This is a genomic window from Saccharopolyspora terrae (assembly GCF_004348435.1).
GTDB classification, from domain to species: domain Bacteria; phylum Actinomycetota; class Actinomycetes; order Mycobacteriales; family Pseudonocardiaceae; genus Saccharopolyspora; species Saccharopolyspora endophytica.
The window spans coordinates 64346-84930 of sequence record NZ_SMKS01000016.1; the positions used below are offsets into that span (position 1 = coordinate 64346).

Below are 20585 nucleotides of genomic sequence, written 5' to 3' on the forward strand. Positions count from 1 at the left end.
GGGAAAGTGTTCTGATGAAAGGAGCAGTTGCATGAGCAAGGGCCTGGAGATCCGCCTCGCGTCCCGTCCGCAGGGGTTGCCGACGATGGACAACTTCGACTTCGTCGAGGTGGAGGCTCCGCAGCCGGGTGACGGGGAAGTGCTGGTCCGCAACCTGGTCATGAGCGTCGACCCGTACATGCGGGGCCGGATGAACGAGGGCAAGTCCTACGTGCCGCCCTTCGAGGTCGGCGAGGCCCTCCAGGGCGGTGCCGTCGGTGAGGTCGTGAGCAGCAACGCCGAGGGCTACGAGCCCGGTGACCTCGTGCTGCACATGCTGGGCTGGCGCGACTACGCCGTCGTGCCCGTCAAGCACGCCACCAAGGTCGACGCGAACGTCGCACCGCCGAGCGCCTACCTCTACGTGCTCGGCATGCCCGGCATGACCGCCTACGCGGGTCTCGTCGAGGTCGCCGAGCAGAAGGAGGGCGACGTCGTGTTCGTCTCCGGCGCGGCGGGCGCGGTGGGCTCGCTGGCCGGCCAGATCGCCAAGCTGCGCGGCGCCAAGAAGGTCATCGGCAGCGCCGGTTCCCCGGAGAAGGTCAAGTACCTGCTCGACGAGGTCGGCTTCGACGCGGCGTTCGACTACCACGACGGACCCGTCCGCAAGCAGCTCAAGGAAGCCGCGCCCGAGGGCATCGACGTGTACTTCGACAACGTCGGCGGTGAGCACCTCGAAGCCGCGATCTCGGCGTTCAACGACTTCGGCCGCGCCGCCGAGTGCGGGATGATCTCGCAGTACAACAACGAGACGCCGCAGCCCGGCCCGCGCAACATGATGATGATCGTGCAGAAGCGCCTGAAACTGCGGGGCTTCATCGTCGGGGACCACGCCCACCTCAAGGACGCGTTCTTCAAGGAGGTCGGCGGCTGGCTGGCCGAGGGCAAGATCAACTACCGCGAGACGGTCGTGGAGGGCCTGCGCAACGCCCCCGACGCGTTCCTGGGCCTGATGCGCGGTGACAACACCGGCAAGATGCTGGTGAAGATCGCCTGATCAGCTCACTGGGCGGGGTGGTCGCGCAGCCACTCCGCCCAGGTGGTCCGGCCGTGCCGGTCGTTCGGGCACGTCCAGTCCGACGCGATGCGCCGCAGGCGTTTGGGGGCGGGAACGTGGAGCACGCGCGGCTTCGTCCCGCGCGCCTCCCGCCAGGCCGTCAGAGCCTGCTTCAGCGTGAGCACCTCGGGACCGCCGAAGTCCGGACGCCGCCCCGACGGTCCCTCGGTCACGCATCCCACGAGGTAGTCGGCGAAATCGCGCTCGTCGACCGGCTGCGTGCGCAGCTCGCCGGGCAGCGGGATGGCGGGAAGCCGTGCGGCGCGACCGAACATCCGGTCCAGCAACCAGTGGAACTGGGTGGCCCGCGCGATCGACCACGGCACGTCCGAGACGCTGACCAGCTCCTCGGCGGTGTGCTTGAGCCGCAGGTAGGGCAGCGCCGGTCGGTCGATGCCGACGATCGAGACGTAGACGAAGTGGCCGACGCCCGCGGCCGCGGCGGCTTCGATCAGCCGCGAGGTGCCGTCGACGTCGACGTCGGGTGGGCTGCGCCAGCAGTCGACCGGCAGCAGGTACCCGCGCTGCGCGCCCGGTGACCAGGTCGCCGCGTGTACCACGGTGCTCGCCCCGGCGACGAGTTCCTCGATGCCCGTGCCGACGGCCAGATCACCGGGCACCCATTCGACGTCGGCGTCCGTGGCCGGGTGGCGGGTGAGCACCCGAACCCGGTGCGTGGGCTTGAGCAGGCGAACCAGTTGGCGTCCCAGATGACCTGTGCCACCGGTGATCGCGACCGTTTCCACGGGCCGTCACCTCCTGGGATCGACGATCCCACTGGTGCGCGGGCTCCGCGAGCGGCGTCAGCTCCCCAGCAGCGGACCGGCGAGGCCGTCGACGACGCCCCCGACCAGCGGCAGCAGACCCGGCTTCGGCTCGGACGTCGTGCTGGGCTGGGACGGCTCCGTGGTCTGGCTCGGCTCGGAAGGCTGCGTCGGCTGGGAGGTCTCGGTCGGCTCCGAGGTCTGAGTGGGCTCGGAGGTCGGCGCCGGCTCCGAGGTCGGCGCCGGTTCGCTGGTCGCCGACGGGGTGCTCGTCGGTTCGCTCGTGGTCGACGGCGCGGAGCTGCGCGCGGTGGTCTCCTCGGAGGTCTCCGAGGTCGGCGCGGCGGGCTTCGGTCCCGCCATCGCCGGTGCGGTCGGTGCCGGTGGCGGCACGATCGGCACGACCGGGGGAGTGCCGGGGCTGGACTCGGGGTTCATCAACTGCGGCAGGTACTGCCGGGACGGCGCTGAGGCCTGGGCACGCGCGGCGTTGGCCGGTTCCGGCGTCGCCACTTCGTCCGCGCGCGTCTGCGAGTAGTGCGCGCTGGTGGCGGCGATGACGGCGAGCACCGCCGCGGTCGTGTAACCGAGCACCGGTGCGGTGTACCGCCACGCGGCGCCACGCCGGTGGCGTCCTCCGGATCGCGCCAACGACGACCTGCCCACTGCCACTCACCCCACTGCCGGTTGATCCGTTCCACTCGAAGACTCTCACCCGAACGAGTGAGAGTCGATCGAACCTTACGTCACCATCGCGCCCGTTCGCCAGCTCCGTCCTGAATCCTCCCGGACGCGGGACGAGGCGCGCTCTCCTCCGGATGGCGGGCACTCGGAAAGCAGCGGGGCGCGCGGTGTTCGGGGCGCTATGTTGCCGTCGAGCCGAACGAGAGGTGAGACGTGAAGCTGCTCGACGACGTCAGTGACGTGCTGCCCACCGACCGCGACGCGGCCACCTTGGTCGGACGCGTGCACGACCCGCAGGAGTCCGGCCCGGCGGTGGTCGCCGTGCGCGGCGACCAGCTCGTCGATCTCACCGACACCGTCCCGACGCTGACCGACCTGCTCGAGCACCGCGATCCCGTGGAGCTCGCCCGCACCGCCGCACCGCGCCAGAGCTGGCCGCTGGCGAGCGTGCTCGCCGCGCCGATCGACGGCGGGCCGGGACCGAGGTTGCTGGCGCCGGCGGACCTGCAGGTGCTCAAGGCGGCCGGGGTCACCTTCGTCAAGAGCATGCTGGAGCGGGTCATCGAGGAACGCGCCGCGGGCGACGTGACCCGGTCGGCGGAGATCCGCGAGCAGGTGGAGTCGGCGATCGGCGGGACCCTCGCCGCGATCCGGCCGGGCTCGGACGAGGCCCGCGCGGTCAAGGAAGTGCTGGTGCGCGACGGGCTCTGGTCGCAGTACCTGGAGGTCGGGCTCGGCCCGGACCCGGAGATCTTCACCAAGGCGCCGCTGCTGGCGGCCGTGGGCGCGGGAGCCGAGATCGGCATCGCGGAGGGTTCGGACTGGAACAACCCGGAACCCGAGGTGGCGCTGGCGATCCGCAGCGACGGCCGGATCGTGGCCGCGACGCTGGGCAACGACGTCAACCTGCGCGACGTCGAGGGCCGCAGCGCGCTGCTGCTGCCCAAGGCCAAGGACAACAACGCCTCAGCATCGCTGGGCCCGTTCCTGCGCCTGTTCGACGACGGGTTCGGCCTGGACGACGTGCGGAACCTGGACGTGCGGCTGGAAGTGCGGGGTGAGGACGGGTTCGTCCTCGACGGGCACAGCTCGATGCGCGAGATCAGCCGGGACCCCGAGGAGCTGGCCGCGTCCGCGCTGGGGCCGCACCACCAGTACCCGGACGGGCTGATCCTCTACACCGGCACCCTCTTCGCTCCCACCGAGGACCGGGGAGCGCCCGGCAAGGGCTTCACCCACCAGGTCGGCGATGTGGTGCGGATTTCCACCCCGAAGCTCGGCACCCTCGCCAACCGGGTCAACCGCAGCGAGCGGTGTCCGCAGTGGACCTTCGGCGTGCGCTCCCTGCTCGCCAACCTGGCCCACCGCGGACTGCTCTGACCCCCTTCTGACCCCCTGGAAAGCACCACCGGCCCGCGAAGGTGGGCCGGTGGTCCTCGCTTTAGTTGTGGTCGGACAGGCGCGCGCTGCGCTTCACCTGAGCGGCCACGTCGCGGAGCCCCCGCCGGGTGCTCATCGACCCGGTGCCCTCCAGCGCGTCGGTGAACATCACGAACCCCAGAACCAGAACCAGCAGCATTGCCACGACGACGACGAACACTTTTCCTCCCCTTTCCGATTGCGGTATCGAGCTCCCGCAATCCCTCGTTACTACTGGGACGCGCTTGACCCGCCAGCGTGGCGTCAAATCACCCGAATGTGACGCAGATCGCTGTCGGTGGTGGCGTCATGGCGTCCGGCAACGGGTGCATAGGATCGGTGCCGAGGACCGAACGGACGGTCCCGAAGCACTGCGACGAGGACTAACCTGGAGCCATGGCGACCACCCCGCCCGCGCCGTCATCACGACCCAACCCGGCGCAATGGGTCTGGTACGCCTTCGGCGGCAAGCTGCCGGACCGGTGCGCCGAGTGGGTGCTGCACGACGTCACCTGCCGCACCTGGGTGTTGCGGCACCTCGCCCGCGCCCTGACCCAGCTCGCCCCGTTCTGCGCCGTGCTGATGCTGCTGCCCGGTCCGATGTGGATCCGGTTGAGCTCGCTGGCCCTCGGCCTGCTGGTCGGGCTGTTCTACTCGGTCTGCTACATGGGCGAGACCGGTGAGCACCGCGCCATCAAGCACGGCTTCCCGCCCGGCGTCGCCCGCGACACCCGCACCATGCGCCGCGACGTCGACCGCGCCAACAAGCACGGTGTCGGCTACCGCCCCTGGTGGGAGTGACCCCGGCTTCTCCGCTGGCTACAATTCGTCACTTTGCGTGATCGCGCGGTCATTGCGGGTGTTCACCTGTGGGCCTACGTTCGGTTTCATCCGCCCGAGATCCGGCGGGAAGTCCGAGCGGGAGGGGCCTCGTCGATGCCCAACGTCGTTCGCGCAGCACTCGTGCAGGCCAAGTGGACCGGTGACACCGCGAGCATGGTCGACGCGCACGAGCAGCACGCCAGAGCCGCAGCCGCGCGGGGAGCGCGGATCATCGGCTTCCAGGAAGTGTTCAACGCCCCCTACTTCTGCCAGGTCCAGGAGGACGAGCACCACCGCTGGGCGGAGGCGGTGCCCGACGGCCCGACCGTGCAGCGCATGTGCGCGCTCGCCCGCGAGCTGTCGATGGTCGTCGTCGTGCCGGTCTTCGAGGTCGCCGGGCCCGGCTTCCGCTACAACACCGCCGCGGTGATCGACGCGGACGGCACCTATCTCGGCAAGTACCGCAAGCACCACCTGCCGCACCTGCCCGGGTTCTGGGAGAAGTTCTACTTCCGGCCCGGCAACCTCGGCTGGCCGGTCTTCGACACCGCGGTCGGACGCGTCGGGGTCTACATCTGCTACGACCGGCACTTCCCGGAGGGCTGGCGAGCGCTGGGCCTGGCAGGCGCCCAGATCGTCTACAACCCGTCGGCCACCAGCCGGGGCCTGTCGTCCTACCTGTGGAAGCTCGAACAACCGGCCGCCGCCGTGGCCAACGAGTACTTCGTCGCCGCGATCAACCGCGTCGGCGTCGAGGAGTACGGCGACAACGACTTCTACGGCACCAGCTACTTCGTCGACCCCTACGGCCAGTTCGTCGGCGACCCCGCCAGCGACACCGACGAAGAACTGCTGGTCCGCGACCTCGACCTGGACGTCGTCGAGGAGGTCCGCCGCAAGTGGGCCTTCTACCGCGACCGCCGCCCGGACGCCTACGGCCCGCTGACCCAGCCCTGAGGGAGCCCGCGATGCGCAGAACCGTCATCCGCGGTGGCCTGGTGATCACCGCGACCGAGGAGATCGAAGCCGACGTCCTGGTCGAGGACGACACGATCGTCGCCATCGCCACGCCAGGCGTGGCGCAGGACTGGACCGCCGACGCGGTGCTCGACGCCACCGGCCACTACGTCATCCCCGGCGGCGTGGACGCCCACACGCACATGGAGATGCCCTTCGGCGGCACCTACGCCGCCGACACCTTCGAAACCGGCACCCGCGCCGCGGCGTGGGGCGGCACGACCACCATCATCGACTTCGCCATCCAGCCCGTCGGCCGCACGCTGCGCGAAGGCGTGGAGGCCTGGCACGCCAAGGCCGACGACAACTGCGCCATCGACTACGGCTTCCACGGCATCCTCTCCGACGTCGGCGACGGCGTGCTCAAGGAGATGGACGCGCTGGTGGACGAGGGCATCACCAGCTTTAAGATGTTCATGGCCTACCCGGGCGTGTTCTACAGCGACGACGGGCAGATCCTGCGCGCCATGCAGCAGGCGGGCGACAACGGCGCGCTGATCATGATGCACGCCGAGAACGGCATCGCCATCGACGTCCTGGTCCGCCAGGCGCTCGACGCCGGCCACACCGATCCGAAGTACCACGGCCGCGTCCGCCATCCGCTGCTGGAGGCCGAGGCCACGCACCGAGCCATCCAGCTGTCCAAAGTGGCCGGTTCACCGCTGTACGTGGTGCACGTGTCGGCCACCGAGGCCGTCGCCGAGATCACCAGGGCCCGCCACGAGGGGTTCAACGTCTTCGGCGAGACCTGCCCGCAGTACCTGTTCCTCACCGTCGACGAACTCGCCGCGCCCGGGTTCGAAGGCGCCAAGTACGTCTGCTCGACGCCCCTGCGCCCGGCCGACCACCAGGCGTCGCTGTGGCGGGCGCTGCGCACCGACGACCTGTCGGTGGTCTCGACCGATCACTGCCCGTTCTGCTTCGCCGACCAGAAGGAGCTCGGGCGCGACGACTTCTCCAAGATCCCCAACGGCATCCCGGGGGTGGAGAACCGCCTGGACCTGCTGCACGACGCCGTGGTCGCGGGCCGGATCAGCCGCCGCCGGTGGGTCGAACTGGCCAGCACGGCCCCGGCGCGGATGTTCGGGCTGCACCCGCGCAAGGGCACCATCGCCCCGGGCGCCGACGCCGACATCGTCATCTACGACCCCGGCGCCGAGCAGGTGCTCTCGGCCGAAACGCACCACATGAACGTGGACTACAACGCCTACGAGGGCAGGCGGATCACCGGCCGGGTGCGCACGGTGCTGTCCCGGGGCGAGGTCATCGTGCACGACGGCGAGTACCACGGCCGGCCCGGCAGGGGCCGCTTCCTGCGCCGTGAATCCTGCGGATACCTGAGCTGAGGAGCGCGGCAATGGACTTCGGACTCGTGCTGCAGACCGACCCGCCCGCATCGGTGCTGGTCGACCGGATGCGGCAGGCGGAGGACCTGGGGTTCACCCACGGCTGGACGTTCGACTCCTGCGTGCTGTGGCAGGAACCGTTCGTCATCTACAGCCGGATTCTCGCCGCCACCCGGCGGCTGCGAGTCGGCACGATGGTGACCAACCCCAGCACCCGGGACTGGACGGTGACCGCCTCCCTGTTCGCCACCCTCAACGACATGTTCGGGCCGCGCACCGTCTGCGGCATCGGCCGCGGGGACTCCGCGGTGCGCGTCACCGGCGGGAAACCCACCACCCTGGCCACCCTCGGCGAGGCGATGGCGGTGATCAAGGACCTCGCCGAAGGCCGCGAGGCCTTGCTGAACGACACCCCGGTGCGGCTTCCGTGGGTCCGCGACGGGCGGCTGCCGGTGTGGATGGGCGCCTACGGGCCGAAAGCCCTGGAACTGGCCGGGCGCCAGGCCGACGGGTTCATCCTGCAACTCGCCGACCCGTACCTGACCCGGTGGATGGTCGAGCACGTCCGCGACGCGGCGGAGCGGGCCGGACGAGATCCGGGGGAGGTCACGGTGTGCGTGGCGGCTCCGGCCTACGTCGGTGACGACCTCGCGCACGCGCGCGAGCAGTGCCGGTGGTTCGGCGGCATGGTCGGCAACCACGTCGCCGACCTCGTCGCCCGCTACGGCGACGCCGGGGACGCCGTGCCGGCCGCCCTCACCGACTACGTCAAGAACCGCGGCGGCTACGACTACTCGCACCACGGCCGCGCGGGCAACCAGAGCACCGAGTTCGTCCCCGACGAGATCGTCGATCGGTTCTGCCTGCTCGGCCCGGCCTCCGCGCACGTGGGCCGGCTCGCCGAACTCCGCGAGATCGGCGTGGACCAGTTCGCCGTCTACGCCATGCACGACGCGATCGACGACACCGTGCGCGCCTACGGGGAGAAGATCATCCCCGTGCTCGGCTGAGCTGATCCGCGTGGTTGCCCGGCTGCGGCGGCAGTCACACGGGTGCCGGTTTGTAGAGTTCCGCTCGATCTAGCGGTCCCGCGCTGCGGGTGGAACAGGAAGGCTCGTCATGCGGCAGGGACTGGGCTCGAAGCTGGGCATCGGCTGGCAGCTCCACGGCGACGGCGGAACACCGCGCCCCGGCGAGGCCGTCGCGCCGGACGAACGGCTCTCGTGGAGCTGGACGATCGGGCTCGGTGCCCAGCACGTGGTGGCGATGTTCGGCGCGACCTTCGTCTTCCCGGTCCTCATGGGACTCGACCCGAACCTGGCGATCATGGTCTCGGGCGTGGCCACGATCCTGTTCCTGCTCATCGTGCAGGGCAAGATCCCCAGCTACCTCGGCTCCAGCGCCTCGTTCGTCGGGGCCGTGACCGTCATCCGCGCCGGAGGCGGGGACAGCTCGGCGGTCACCGGCGCGATCCTGATCTGCGCGCTCGTGCTGGGTGCGGTCGGGGTGATCGTGCACTTCGCGGGGGCGGCGGCGATCCACCGGATGCTGCCGCCGGCGGTCTCGGGTGCGGTGGTCATGCTGATCGGCTTCAACCTCGCGCCCGTGGTCGCCGAGACCTACTGGCCGCAGGACCAGTGGGTCGCGCTGATCACGATGGTGATCGTGCTGGCGGCCAGCGTGCTGCTGCGCGGCTTCTGGGGGCGCGTCGCCGTCTTCCTCGGCCTGGTCGGCGGGTACGCGTTGTCGTGGGCGTTCGACGCGGTCTTCGGCCCGATCACCGCGCCCGACGCGGACGGCAACGTCAGCACCCACCTGAGGCTGGACCTCAGCGGTGTGGCCGACGCGCCCTGGTTCGGGCTGCCGCAGTTCCACGCGCCCTCGTTCGACCTGGCCGCGATCATCGTCGTGCTCCCGGCCGTCATCGCGCTCATCGCCGAGAACACCGGGCACGTCAAGGCCGTCGAGCAGATGACCGGCAGCCGGCTGGACGGCAGCCTCGGCCGCGCGATCTTCGCCGACGGGTTCGCCAGCGCCCTGTCCAGCGCCGTCGGCGGCCCGCCGACCACGACCTACGCGGAGAACATCGGCGTCATGGCCGCCACCCGCGTGTACTCGACCGCCGCCTACTGGGTGGCGGCGATCGTGGCCATCGCCTTCGGGCTGTGCCCGAAGTTCGGCGCGGTCATCGCCGCCACGCCCGGTGGCGTGCTCGGCGGCATCACCGTGGTGCTCTACGGGATGATCGGCCTGCTCGGCGCCAAGATCTGGGTGGAGAACCGGGTGGACTTCGCCGACCCGGTCAACCTCCTGCCCCTGGCCGCCGGACTGGTCGCCGGCATCGGCGGGGTGTCGTTGCAGATCACCCCGTCGTTCGAGTTCAGCGGCATCGCCCTGGGCACGGTGGTGACGCTGGCCGGCTACCACCTCCTGCGCGCGGGCGTGGCGCGCAGGAACTAGACGTCCACTTCCGGCGTGCGGACCACGACTTCCTGCGCGGAGATCGGCCGGCCCGGGAGCGGGCGGCTGTTGTCGGCGCGCAACCCGTCGAGCAGCACCGCGATGTAGCGGGCCGGGGCCACCGTGCGCAGCTCCTCGGGCAGCGCCTGCACGCCCTGCAGCGCCAGCGAGCTCAGCACGGCGATGTCGCCGGTGCTGATGTCGTCGCGCAGCGTCCCGTCGGCCTGAGCCCGCTTGACCAGGTCGTCGACCAGCGCCATGAACTCGTTGTTCACGGCCTCGGTGTTGGGGTCGGCGTTGATAAGCGCCCGCGCTCTGGAGGACAGGACGGTCAGCCGGACCACGGTGCGCAGCGCCATGCCGCGGTGCAGGATCTGGCTGAGCGCGCGCCACGCGTCGGGCTCCTGCTCGATGGTCGCGCGGGTGTCTTCCAGCACGGAGCTGAAGGCGTCGTGGGCGACGGCCCGGATCAGCGAGTCCCGATCGGGGAAGCGGCGGTAGAGGGTGCCGACCCCGACACCGGCGGTTCGGGCGACTTCCTCCATGGGTACCTCGGTACCGCGTTCGGTGAACACGGCCTGGGCGGCGGTGATGATCCGGTCCCGGTTTCGGCGTGCGTCTGCGCGCAGTCGCGGCGTCGTTTCGGTGGTCATGATCCTCGATTCGGCCCTGTTGTGCTTCGGGCGGATTGTCGCATGCCGGGTACTCCGTTAAGGGGATGAGCGACGTCCATTTTGCTTCGCCGGGCGAACGATCGCACTACCTGCGACGTTCGCCCGAACGTGGCTGACTCCGCGGCTGCGGTGATCGGCTGTTCGAGTGTCGTACACATTACATCTGCCTGGTTTGGGAAGTCCCGAAACACGGCCGTAGGATTGGTTCGTACCGGGTTATTACCCAAACCTTCTTCCGATCGACCCGCTTGGGCGGGTATGTGCGTGCGCGCGTTCGGAAGGCGGGGCGGACAGTGGAAGGGAGGCAAGTAAGTGGCAACGGTGTGGGTGGCCCTGGCGGCCGAGGCGATCGTTCTTCTGGGTGCGGCCGGAGCGCTGACCAGCTGGGTCAGGCGTTCGGACGAGACCCCGGACCAGGTCATCGAGCCCGCCGGGCAGATCGCCTGAGGCAAGCGCGCGCACGGGCTTGCTCCCGCTCGGGACAAGCCCGTGAAGCTTTTCCAATCGTTCTGGGAACGCAGTTCGTTACAGGTTCCGGCGCAATTCCGCGCCTCTTTTCCGCGACCGGTCGAGCACCTCCCGGTGAATTGCGGGATTCCTGATCTCCTCCTCGCACCCCGTGGTGTGCGGCACTGCTGTGCGCCCGGTCGCAGATCGCCCGATAGGCTGGTGAGCACCAACGACCGGCTTCACCGATCGGGAAGGCATCCGTGACCTCTCCACACACGCCCAGCAGCCCGGACACCCCGACGACGCCCGCTGCGGGGCCGGGGAGCGGACGAGGTGGCGCGTCGGTGCTGCAGAACTACCGGACCTTCTTGCAGCGCGCGGTGAGCAAGCCCGGCCAGGTCGGTGCCGTGGCGCCCAGTTCGCCGCACCTGGCGCGCGAGATCGCCTCCGTGGTGCCGCGCACCGGTAGTCCCGTGGTCGTCGAGCTCGGACCCGGCACGGGTGCCCTGAGCGCCGCCATCGCCAACCGGCTTCCCGCGGGTGGCCGGCACGTGGCGATCGAGCTGGACTCGGGCATGGTCGAACACCTCAACCGCGCACTGCCGTGGCTGGAGGTCATCCAGGGCGACGCCTCGCACCTTGGAGCGCTGCTGTCGGCCGCGGGCATCGACCGGGTCGACGCCGTGGTCAGCGGCCTGCCGTGGTCGATCTTCCCGGCCAAGCTGCAGCACGACATCCTGCAGCAGGTCGGCTCGGTGCTCACCCCCGGTGGCGCGTTCACGACCTTCGCCTACCTGCACGCCCTGGGCATGTCCGGCGCCCGCCAGTTCCGCCGCCGCCTCGACGTCAGCTTCGACGAGGTCATCACCTCCCGCACGGTCTGGCGCAACATGCCTCCAGCAAGGACCTACGTCTGCCGCAGGCCGAACCTCCCCTAAGACAAATCACCGTCAGGCAAGCACCGAAGGTGCTTTCTCGGTACCCCACCTGAGCAACCGGCACCGCCGCGGGTTCTGACACGTCTTCTGGTGAGGACAGCCGACGTGTCGTGTATTGGCATACATAAGCCTCGGCTCCCGGAGCCAGAAGGCGTGTCAGGTTCCGCTACCCGCACCGCCAAGCAACAAGACCACAGAGTCTTGTCAGTGAACGAAAGAACGGGCCCGGCTGGAGCTTGTGACTCCAGCCGGGCCCGTTCTTCACTGTCCTGCCAGGATAAAGCAGGGGATCAGGAGCGGATCGTCTTGCGGAGGACGTACTGCAGGATGCCGCCGTTGCGGTAGTAGTCCGCTTCACCGGGGGTGTCGATGCGGACCTTGGCGTCGAACTCCACCTGGGAGCCGTCGGCCTTGGTGGCGGTGACCTTCACGGTCTCCGGGGTCTCACCGTCGTTGAGCTTGGTGATGCCGGAGAAGTCGAAGGTCTCGGTGCCGTCCAGGCCCAGCGACTTGGCCGAGGAGCCCTCCGGGAACTGCAGCGGGATGACGCCCATGCCGATGAGGTTCGAGCGGTGGATGCGCTCGAAGGACTCGGCGATGACGGCGCGCACGCCCAGCAGGCGGGTGCCCTTGGCGGCCCAGTCGCGGGACGAACCGGAGCCGTACTCCTTGCCGCCCAGCACGACCAGCGGGGTGCCCTGCGCGGCGTAGTTCTGCGCGGCGTCGTAGATGAACGCCTGCGGAGCGCCTTCCTGGGTGAAGTCCCGGGTGTAGCCGCCCTGCACGTCGTCCAGCAGCAGGTTGCGCAGCCGGATGTTGGCGAAGGTGCCGCGGATCATCACCTCGTGGTTGCCCCGTCGGGAACCGTAGGAGTTGAAGTCCTTGCGGTCGATGCCGTGCTCCGACAGGTACTGGCCCGCGGGGGAGTCCGGCTTGATGGCACCGGCCGGGGAGATGTGGTCGGTGGTGACCGAGTCGCCCAGCAGCGCCAGCACGCGGGCACCGGAGATGTCGGTGACCGGGGCCGGGTCCATCTGCATGCCCTCGAAGTACGGGGGCTTGCGGACGTAGGTGCTCTGCGCGTCCCACTCGAAGGTCTCGCCCTCCGGGGTGGGCAGCGCGCGCCAGCGCTCGTCACCCTTGAACACGTCCTGGTAGGAGGACGTGAACATCTCGTTGGTGATCGCCGAGTCGATGGTCTGCTGGACCTCCTGCGGCGACGGCCAGATGTCGCGCAGGTACACCGGGTTGCCCTCGGTGTCGTTGCCCAGCGGGTCGTTCTCGAAGTCGAAGTCCATCGTGCCCGCGAGGGCGTAGGCGATGACCAGCGGCGGCGAGGCCAGGTAGTTCATCTTGACGTCGGGGTTGATCCGGCCTTCGAAGTTCCGGTTGCCCGACAGCACCGAGGTGACGGTGAGGTCGTTCTCCTGCACGGCGGCGGAGATCTCCTCCGGCAGCGGGCCGGAGTTGCCGATGCAGGTGGTGCAGCCGTAACCGACCAGGTGGAAGCCGAGCTTCTCCAGGTACGGCCACAGGCCGGCCCGCTCGTAGTAGTCGGTGACGACCTGCGAGCCCGGGGCCATGGAGGTCTTGACCCACGGCTTGCGGGTCAGGCCCTTGTCGACCGCCTTCTGCGCGAGCAGCGCGGCACCGAGCATCACCGAGGGGTTCGAGGTGTTGGTGCAGGAGGTGATCGAGGCGATCACCACGGCACCGTGGTCGAGCTCGAACTCGCCCAGCTCCTCGGAGGCGATCTTGACCGGCTTGGAGATCCGGCCGTTGGAGCCGTTGGCCGCGGAGACCAGCTCCGGCTTGGCGTGCGGGCTGATCGACGTCGGGTCGCTGGCGGGGAAGGACTCCTCGCCGGCCTCGTCGAGGGCCGCGTCATCGGTGGGCGCGGCGGTGTAGTCGGTCAACGCGGTGCGGAACGACTGCTTGGCCTCGGAGACCACGATGCGGTCCTGCGGGCGCTTCGGGCCGGCGATCGACGGGACCACGGTGGACAGGTCCAGCTCGAGGTACTCGGAGTACTCCGGCTCGTGGTCGGCGTCGTGCCACAGGCCCTGCTCCTTGGCGTAGGCCTCGACCAGGGCGACCTGGTCGGCCGGACGACCGGTGAGCTTGAGGTAGCGGACGGTCTCGTCGTCGATCGGGAAGATCGCGGCGGTGGAACCGAACTCCGGGCTCATGTTGCCGATGGTGGCGCGGTTGGCCAGCGGCACCGAGGCCACACCCGAGCCGTAGAACTCGACGAACTTGCCGACGACGCCGTGCTTGCGCAGCATCTCGGTGATCGTGAGGACGACGTCGGTGGCGGTGGCACCGGCGGGGATCTCACCGGTGAGCTTGAAGCCGACCACGCGCGGGATGAGCATCGACACGGGCTGGCCGAGCATCGCGGCCTCGGCCTCGATGCCGCCGACGCCCCAGCCCAGCACGCCCAGGCCGTTGACCATGGTGGTGTGGGAGTCGGTGCCGACGCAGGAGTCGGGGTAGGCCTGGCCGTTGCGCGACATCACGGTGCGGGCCAGGTGCTCGATGTTGACCTGGTGCACGATACCGGTGCCCGGGGGGACGACCTTGAACTCGTCGAAGGCGCCCTGGCCCCAGCGCAGGAACTGGTAGCGCTCCTTGTTGCGGCCGTACTCGAACTCGACGTTGCGCTCGAAGGCGTCGGGCCTGCCGAACACGTCGATGATCACCGAGTGGTCGATGACCAGCTCGGCCGGCGCCAGCGGGTTGACCTTGGAGGTGTCGCCGCCGAGGTCGGCGACGGCCTCACGCATGGTGGCGAGGTCGACGACGCAGGGAACGCCGGTGAAGTCCTGCATGATCACCCGGGCGGGGGTGAACTGGATTTCGGTGGCGGGTTCCGCCTTGGAGTCCCAGCCGGCCAGCGCGCGCACGTGGTCGGCGGTGATGTTGGCACCGTCTTCGGTGCGCAGCAGGTTCTCCAGGAGGATCTTGAGGCTGTAGGGCAGCCGCTCGGCACCTTCGACGGCGCTGAGCCGGAACACCTCGTAAGAGGCGTCGCCGACGTTCAGCGTGCCGCGTGCGCCGAAGCTGTCCTTGCTCGCAGGTGCAGTCACGTTCAACTCCATCTCGCGACGGGCGCAAGTTCGGGAACGATTGCGAGTCTCGCGCACGTCAGCTGAGCGTGCGCGGGGACTCGCGCTCTTCACCGCTAACAGTACGCGTGTCCTATAAAGCCGCTCAACAAAGGGTGACCTGACTGTCGATCGCTTGTGCGCGTTTCGTCAAAAAGCGCGAGTGTTTCCACAGCGGGACGCGGCGTTTTCGGTTCTGGGACACCGGGGAGGCCGAAGTTTGCCGTCGCCGGGCCCCGCGAGCGCGAATGTGCCGCCGTCCGGCGGTGTGGCACGCCAGTCCCGGAGTTGCGGTTCGGCGTGCTTCGATGTGCCCGTGCGCTCACCGACTCGTGATCCCCGCGCCGTCGGCCTGCCGGTGGCCGTGGCCTCCGCGATCTTCTTCGGCGGATCGGGACCGTTCGCCAAACCGCTGATCAACGCCGGGCTGAGCCCGCTGCACGTGGCCTGGTTGCGGCTGGCCGGGGGAGCGCTGCTCCTGCTGCCGGTCCTGCTGCGCCACCTGCCGGTGCTGCGCCGCGCCCCGCGCCTGATCATCGGCTACGGCTTGTTCTCCGTCGCCGGGGTGCAGGTCTGCTACTTCGCCGCGATCGCGACGATCCCGGTCGGCGTGGCGCTGCTGATCGAGTTCCTGGGCCCGGTGCTGGTGCTGGGCTGGATCCGGTTCGTCCGCCGCGCACCGGTGAGCCGCTCCGCGGTGATCGGCGTGCTGCTCGCGGTGGTCGGCCTGGCGTGCGTGGTCGAGCTGTTCTCGGGGCTGAGCTTCAACCCGTTGGGCCTGCTGCTGAGCCTGGGTGCCGCTGCGTGCCAAGCCACCTACTTCCTGCTCTCGGATTCGACGGCGGACGTCGACCCGTTCGCGCTGGCCGGTTTCGGCCTGCTGCTGGGAGCCGTGGTGGTCACCGCGATCGCGAGGCCTTGGGAGATGGACTTCGGGCTGCTGGCGGGTCAGGTGGAGCTGGCCGGGCACCACGTCCCGGCGATGGCGGCCGTCGGGTGGGTCGTCGTCGGGTCCACCGTGCTGGCCTACCTCACCGGGATCGTCGCCGTGCGCCTGCTGTCCCCGCAGGTCGCCGGCGGCGTGGCGTTCCTCGAGCCGGTGGTGGCCACGCTGCTGGCGTGGGTGCTGCTGGCGGAGGCGTTGGGAACGCCGCAACTGGTGGGCGGAGCGCTGATCCTGGTGGGCGCCTACGTCGCGCAACGCGCGGCGCCCTCCGACCGCGACGCGGGTGCGATGACCGGCCCGGTCGGTTCGCCCGCGCCGTGACTCAGGCGGTGCGCAGCGCTGACTTGACCAGGTGCACGACCAGCGTCTCGATCAGCGCGATGGCCGCTGCGGTGAGGATGGTGGTCAGGAATGCAGGCATCGGTGGCGTCCTCGTCCAATCAGTGGTGCTTCGACGCCTCCGACTCTGGGGCAGCCGGGTTAGCCCGGTTCGGAAGCCAGGTGGCCGACGGGTGAACCCGCACCCAATTCCGCAGGTCGGGGCAGGAACGAGCGTCCCACCGGCCACATCTGCCACACCCGCATCGCCAGAGCGACGGCCACCGAGACGCCGAGCGCGATGGCCCACTGGTGCGGCAGCAGCGGGCTGCTGCCGAAGAACTGGCTGACCCCGGGGAGCTGCACCAGCGCGAACAGCACCACCACCGAGCCCGCCGCCGCCAGCACCACCAGCGGCGTGCGCCCGCGCGAGGTCAGGGTCTGCGCCAGCTGTGCCGACACCAGCGCGACCAGCCCGGCCGTGCGGGCCTGCGCGGCGGTGGCCAGCGGCCGGGTCAGCGTCCAGGCCAGCCCCGCCGCCGAGGCGGTGGCCACGGCCCGCGCGCCCACCTCGCGCGCGAGCGCGGAGCCCAGAGATGCCTCCGGTCCCTCGGCCAGCAGCTTCTCGGGGGTCCGGTCGGCCGGTGGCCGCACCGCGATGGCGATCGTGGGCAGCACGTCGGTGAGCATGTTGACCACCAGCAGCTGCCGGGCGTTGAGCGCGGCCGACGGGCTGATCAGCCCGGTGCCCAGCGCGTAGCCGATCTCGCCGAGGTTGCCGCCGAGCAGCACCGCGAGCGCCTCGCGCACCGAGGTCCACATGCCGCGGCCCTCGACGATGCCGTCGGTGAGCGTTTCGATGCGGTCGTCGGCGACCACCAGGTCGGCGGCGTCGCGGGCCGCCGCCGTCGCGCGCGAACCGAACGCGATCCCGACGTGCGCGAGGTTGATCGCGGGCACGTCGTTGGCGCCGTCGCCGGTCATGGCCACCACCCGTCCGGCGTCGCGCAGGCAGCGCACGATGCGCGCCTTCTGCGCCGGGGTGACCCGCGCGAACACCGCGATCTTGGGCGCCTCGCCCGCCAGCTGCTCGTCGTCGAGCGCGTCGAGCTCGGCTCCGGACAGCACCCGCTTGTCGCCGAGCATCCCCAGCTCAGCGGCGATGGCCTCGGCGGTGCTCGGGTGATCACCGGTGATCATGATGACGTCGACACCCGATCGCCCCAGCTGTTCCACGGCCTCCGCGGCGGTGGCGTGCACGGGATCGGCCAGGCCGAGCAGGCCGACGAGCTCGAGTTCGTCCACATCGGACTCGGTGAGCTCGTAGTCCTCGCCCACCCGGCGCTCGGCGACGGCCAGCAGCCGGAAACCGCGCAGCGCCAGGCGTTCGACCTCGGCCTCGACGTCGGCGCGCGCCGCCGCGTCGAACGACCCGTGGCCCCGCCAGCTCGCGCACTTGTCCAGCACCACTTCCGGGGCGCCCTTGACCGACACCAGCCGGTCGGTGTGCACGGCGTGGAAACCGCGTGACGGTTCGAAGGGCAGCTCGGCGAGCACCTCGCCGTCGGCGGCCAGCCCGATCTCGCAGGCGCCGTCGAGCACCGCGCGGTCGGTCAGGTGCGGCAGCGGGTGATCGTCCTGCGGGCGCGGAGTGGCGCGCAGGGCGGCGGCCACGACCTCCCGGTGCGCGCTCTCCAGCTCGTGCACGCCGCGGGATCGGCGACCGTCGGACACCTCGCCCAGCGCGATCCGGCCCTGGGTGAGCGTGCCGGTCTTGTCGAAGCACAGCGCGTCGACCCGGCCGAGCGCCTCGATGGTGGCGGGGCTGCGCACCAGCACGCCGCGCTTGGACATCCGGCGCGCGGCGGCGAGTTCGGCGAGGGTCGCCACGAACGGCAAGCCCTCCGGCACCGCGGCCACCGCCAGTCCGACCGAGCGCGCCACGGTCTGACCCATCGGCACCCCGCGCAGCAGGTCGGAGGCGAACAGCAGCGCGCCCGCGCCGACGGAGACCGGCAGCACCTTCTTGGTCAGCTCCGCCAGCCTCGCTTCGACACCGGTGGAATCGTCGGTGCCGGTGACCTGAGCGGTGGTGCGGCCGAGCTCGGTGTGCGAACCGACCGCGACGGCCACCGCGACGCCGGTACCGCTGGCGATGACCGTGCCCTGGTAGAGCATGCAGGTGCGGTCGGCGACCGCGGGCGCGGTGGTGGGAGCGGCGGTCTTGGCGACGAGGTGGGATTCGCCGGTCAGCCCGGACTCGTCGACCTCCAGCGACTCCACCGACAGCAACCGGCAGTCCGCCGGAACGCCGTCACCGGCGCGCAGCTCGACGACGTCGCCGGGGACGAGCTCGTCGGACGAGACGATGTCGGTGGTGCCCCCTCGGCGTCGTCGCGCCGGTGTCCGGCCGGAGGCCAGCAGCTTGCTGAGCTCGCGGTCGGTGGCGGCGCGCTGGACGCCGTCGATGAGCGCGCTGGCCAGCAGCACTCCGCAGATCAGCCCGGCGTCCACGACCGACCCGAGTCCCGCGGAGATCACCGCTCCCGCGCCGAGCACGGGCGTGATCGGGGTGATCAACCCCTCGATGGTCGCCGCGAACACGCCCACCGGAGCGTGCCCGTCGTCGGAGGGGCGGTGCCGCTCGGCGGCCGAGGACGCGGAGAGCCCCCGCTCGGAGGTGTCCAGTGTGGACAGAACGGTGGTGGCGGGCATCGCGTGCCACGGCGTGCGCTCGCGGGGGAGCGGTGGCGGCCTGGTGGTGACGCGCAGGGCGACCCAGGCGCCGGTCCCGTAGGCCGCCAACGTCGCGGCGTGCACCGGCATCGAAGCGCGGGCGGGGGCGCCGGCGGCCGGGCCGAACGCGGCGAACAGCGCGCCCAGCAGCGCGCCCGCCGCCGAGATGCCCGCTGCGTACCTGCTCGCCGACCTGGCCTCCCCGGCGGAGCCCAGGAGCAGGTCGAGAACCGCTGCGCTAGGGCAGATCACGTCCGCCGCCCAGGCGGCTGGGTCCGAAGTGGACAGGCTGATGCCCAGGTCCGCGGCGGACAGGCCGTCTCCCTCGAGGTGCGAGACCACCGCGACGACGGCTCCGTCGTCCTGGAGCGCCCGCACCGAGTCGACCAGCTCCGCACCGCCCGGCACCGCGCCGTCGACGGGCAGCCTGCGCTCCAGGCCGGACCCGGTCACGAGCACGTCGGAGGCGACCGATCGCGCGGTGTCGACCAGGGCCTCGGCGAGCGGGTCGAGCTCGTCGACCACCACCACGAGCGCCACCGTCCGTCCATCGTGGACCATATCGAGAACCGTCGCGCCACAGGCGATTTCGGCCTTCGCCGCGCGGCGTACCTGCGGCGGGTGGGCCGAGGTGTCCAGCAGGGCGACCGACCAGCTCCCGCTGCTGCGGTGCGCGGTGGGATCGGCGGGGTCGACGAGCTCGCCCGCGCGGGAGAACAGCTCCGCGGAGTCGGCGTCGTCGTCCAACGGGATCACCGAGTCGACCACGCGCCGCCCGGTCAGCAGGGCGGGGGCGTCGAAGACGACCGCGTCCACGCGGTCCAGCAGCCGCAGCGCGTCCGGTTCGAGCACGAGCGCGCCCCGCGAGGCCAGCGACGTGCTCAAGGTCGTCGCGAAGGCCTCGCGCCCGCCGGCGGCGGGCTTGGGCACGGCGGCCAGCAGCGCGGCCAGCGCGCGTTGCGGAGCGCGCGACAGCGCGTAGACGGTGACCGCACCGCCCAGCGCCGCACCGCCCGAGGCGTTGGCGACCCGCTCCACGGGCCCGTCGGGAACCGGGCGGGGACGAGGTCGGTGCGCGAGCGCGGGGCAGGCGTGCGGCAGCGCGCCCTCCCAGTGCTGCCAGGCCTGGTGGCGCGCGAGCGTCTCGCGCGCGGAGCAGAAGCGCCCGCACAGATCGGTCAGCGCCCCCAGCGGTCGGCCGGCCAGGCCCTGCCCGGCGGCGCCGCCCAGCGCCAGCGCCAGGTCCAGCGGTCCGCGCCCGATCACGCGCTGCAGGCCGCCGCGCATCCACGGCACCGAGTCGACCAGCGACACCGCGGCGGGCACCAGCGGCGAGACCAACCTCCCGGGCAGCAGCGCGCCCAGTCCCGCGTAGCCCAGGCCCAGCGCGCTCACGGCCAACGCGCCGGCGTCGCGCAGCACGGCCTCGGCGTTGCCCGGGTGCCGACGGCTGCGGGGCGCCACGTCCTGGTCTCCCAGCCCGAAACCGGTCTCGACCTCGCCGATGATCCGCGACGGCTCGGTGAGGTCGGGCAGTTCGGGGTCGTGCTCGACGACCACCCGCCCGAGCACCCCGTTGACCTCGGCGCTGCGCACCCCGGCGAGCTCGTTCAACCGGCGCTGCACCTCGCGGACGGCGTCGTCGTTGCCGGGCAGGTGCGCGCCCCGCATCTCCAGATGGCTGCGCTCGCGTCCGCGCCAGACGCGGCGGTCACCGGGTGAGGTGGTGGCCGTGCGGGCAGCCTGCACCACCGGTGCGGCGACTTCGGCGGCTTGCGACAGCAGCCAGCGCAGCATCGGCATCCCCT

At 70.9% G+C, this 20585-nt stretch carries 16 protein-coding genes; 10 read left to right on the plus strand and 6 right to left on the minus strand.

Annotated elements, in window-relative coordinates; all coding sequences use genetic code 11:
• Positions 1-31: 31 nt before the first annotated feature.
• On the plus strand, positions 32-1036 hold the full coding sequence (locus E1181_RS12390) for an NADP-dependent oxidoreductase (protein WP_132674214.1): 1005 nt from the start codon (positions 32-34) through the stop codon (positions 1034-1036).
• A 5-nt stretch (positions 1037-1041) separates the two neighbouring features.
• Here the strand turns inward: E1181_RS12390 and E1181_RS12395 are convergent, their stop codons facing one another.
• Both E1181_RS12395 and E1181_RS12400 read right to left on the minus strand, forming a co-directional pair.
• The gene (locus E1181_RS12395; RefSeq protein ID WP_132674216.1) at positions 1042-1842 is read right to left on the minus strand and encodes an SDR family oxidoreductase; all 801 of its coding nucleotides are present in this window, start codon (positions 1840-1842) and stop codon (positions 1042-1044) included.
• Positions 1843-1899: 57 nt separating this feature from the next.
• A complete protein-coding gene (locus tag E1181_RS12400; RefSeq protein WP_132674218.1) occupies positions 1900-2454 on the minus strand; it encodes a hypothetical protein in 555 nt (184 codons plus the stop codon).
• A 303-nt stretch (positions 2455-2757) separates the two neighbouring features.
• Between E1181_RS12400 and E1181_RS12405 the strand changes: the two genes are divergently transcribed.
• Positions 2758-3924 (plus strand): fumarylacetoacetate hydrolase family protein, encoded by a 1167-nt coding sequence (locus tag E1181_RS12405; protein WP_132674220.1) that lies wholly within the window; start codon positions 2758-2760, stop codon positions 3922-3924.
• A 61-nt stretch (positions 3925-3985) separates the two neighbouring features.
• On the opposite strand, the gene E1181_RS31425 is transcribed toward E1181_RS12405, so the two are convergent.
• On the minus strand, positions 3986-4144 hold the full coding sequence (locus E1181_RS31425; protein WP_165943868.1) for a hypothetical protein: 159 nt from the start codon (positions 4142-4144) through the stop codon (positions 3986-3988).
• Positions 4145-4359: 215 nt separating this feature from the next.
• Here E1181_RS31425 and E1181_RS12410 point away from each other — a divergent pair, with 215 nt between their 5' ends.
• The 5 genes from E1181_RS12410 (at position 4360) to E1181_RS12430 (ending at position 9608) form a co-directional block, all read left to right on the plus strand.
• Positions 4360-4764 (plus strand): DUF5313 family protein, encoded by a 405-nt coding sequence (locus E1181_RS12410; RefSeq protein WP_132674222.1) that lies wholly within the window; start codon positions 4360-4362, stop codon positions 4762-4764.
• A gap of 135 nt (positions 4765-4899) precedes the next feature.
• Positions 4900-5742 carry a nitrilase-related carbon-nitrogen hydrolase gene (locus E1181_RS12415; protein ID WP_132674224.1) on the plus strand — a complete coding sequence of 281 codons (843 nt, stop codon included), beginning with the start codon at positions 4900-4902 and terminating at the stop codon, positions 5740-5742.
• 11 nt (positions 5743-5753) lie between these two features.
• Complete coding sequence (gene hydA, locus E1181_RS12420) at positions 5754-7148, plus strand: dihydropyrimidinase (RefSeq protein ID WP_132674226.1); 1395 nt, start codon at positions 5754-5756, stop codon at positions 7146-7148.
• Positions 7149-7159: 11 nt separating this feature from the next.
• Positions 7160-8158 (plus strand): TIGR03842 family LLM class F420-dependent oxidoreductase, encoded by a 999-nt coding sequence (locus tag E1181_RS12425; RefSeq protein WP_132674228.1) that lies wholly within the window; start codon positions 7160-7162, stop codon positions 8156-8158.
• Between the two features lie 109 nt (positions 8159-8267).
• Entirely contained in the window at positions 8268-9608 is a 1341-nt protein-coding gene (locus E1181_RS12430; protein WP_132674230.1) for a uracil-xanthine permease family protein, read from the plus strand.
• Here the strand turns inward: E1181_RS12430 and E1181_RS12435 are convergent.
• On the minus strand, positions 9605-10261 hold the full coding sequence (locus tag E1181_RS12435) for a TetR/AcrR family transcriptional regulator (RefSeq protein WP_132674232.1): 657 nt from the start codon (positions 10259-10261) through the stop codon (positions 9605-9607). The two genes, E1181_RS12430 and E1181_RS12435, sit on opposite strands and share 4 nt — an antisense overlap.
• Positions 10262-10594: 333 nt before the next feature.
• On the opposite strand from E1181_RS12435, the gene E1181_RS32560 reads away from it, so the two are divergent.
• Together E1181_RS32560 and E1181_RS12440 are read left to right on the plus strand one after the other, a co-directional pair.
• Positions 10595-10729, plus strand: a complete 135-nt coding sequence (locus E1181_RS32560) for a hypothetical protein (protein WP_268952329.1) — start codon at positions 10595-10597, stop codon at positions 10727-10729.
• Between the two features lie 383 nt (positions 10730-11112).
• Entirely contained in the window at positions 11113-11670 is a 558-nt protein-coding gene (locus E1181_RS12440; protein ID WP_132674265.1) for a class I SAM-dependent methyltransferase, read from the plus strand.
• 290 nt (positions 11671-11960) lie between these two features.
• Here E1181_RS12440 and acnA read toward each other — a convergent pair whose 3' ends face one another.
• Positions 11961-14759, minus strand: coding sequence for an aconitate hydratase AcnA (gene acnA / locus E1181_RS12445; RefSeq protein ID WP_132674234.1), 2799 nt, complete (start codon positions 14757-14759; stop codon positions 11961-11963).
• Between the two features lie 334 nt (positions 14760-15093).
• Here acnA and E1181_RS12450 point away from each other — a divergent pair, with 334 nt between their 5' ends.
• Entirely contained in the window at positions 15094-16044 is a 951-nt protein-coding gene (locus E1181_RS12450) for an EamA family transporter (RefSeq protein WP_235876710.1), read from the plus strand.
• Between the two features lie 159 nt (positions 16045-16203).
• On the opposite strand, the gene E1181_RS12455 is transcribed toward E1181_RS12450, so the two are convergent.
• Positions 16204-20580, minus strand: coding sequence for a cation-translocating P-type ATPase (locus tag E1181_RS12455; RefSeq protein ID WP_235876711.1), 4377 nt, complete (start codon positions 20578-20580; stop codon positions 16204-16206).
• Between the last annotated feature and the right edge of the window lie 5 nt (positions 20581-20585).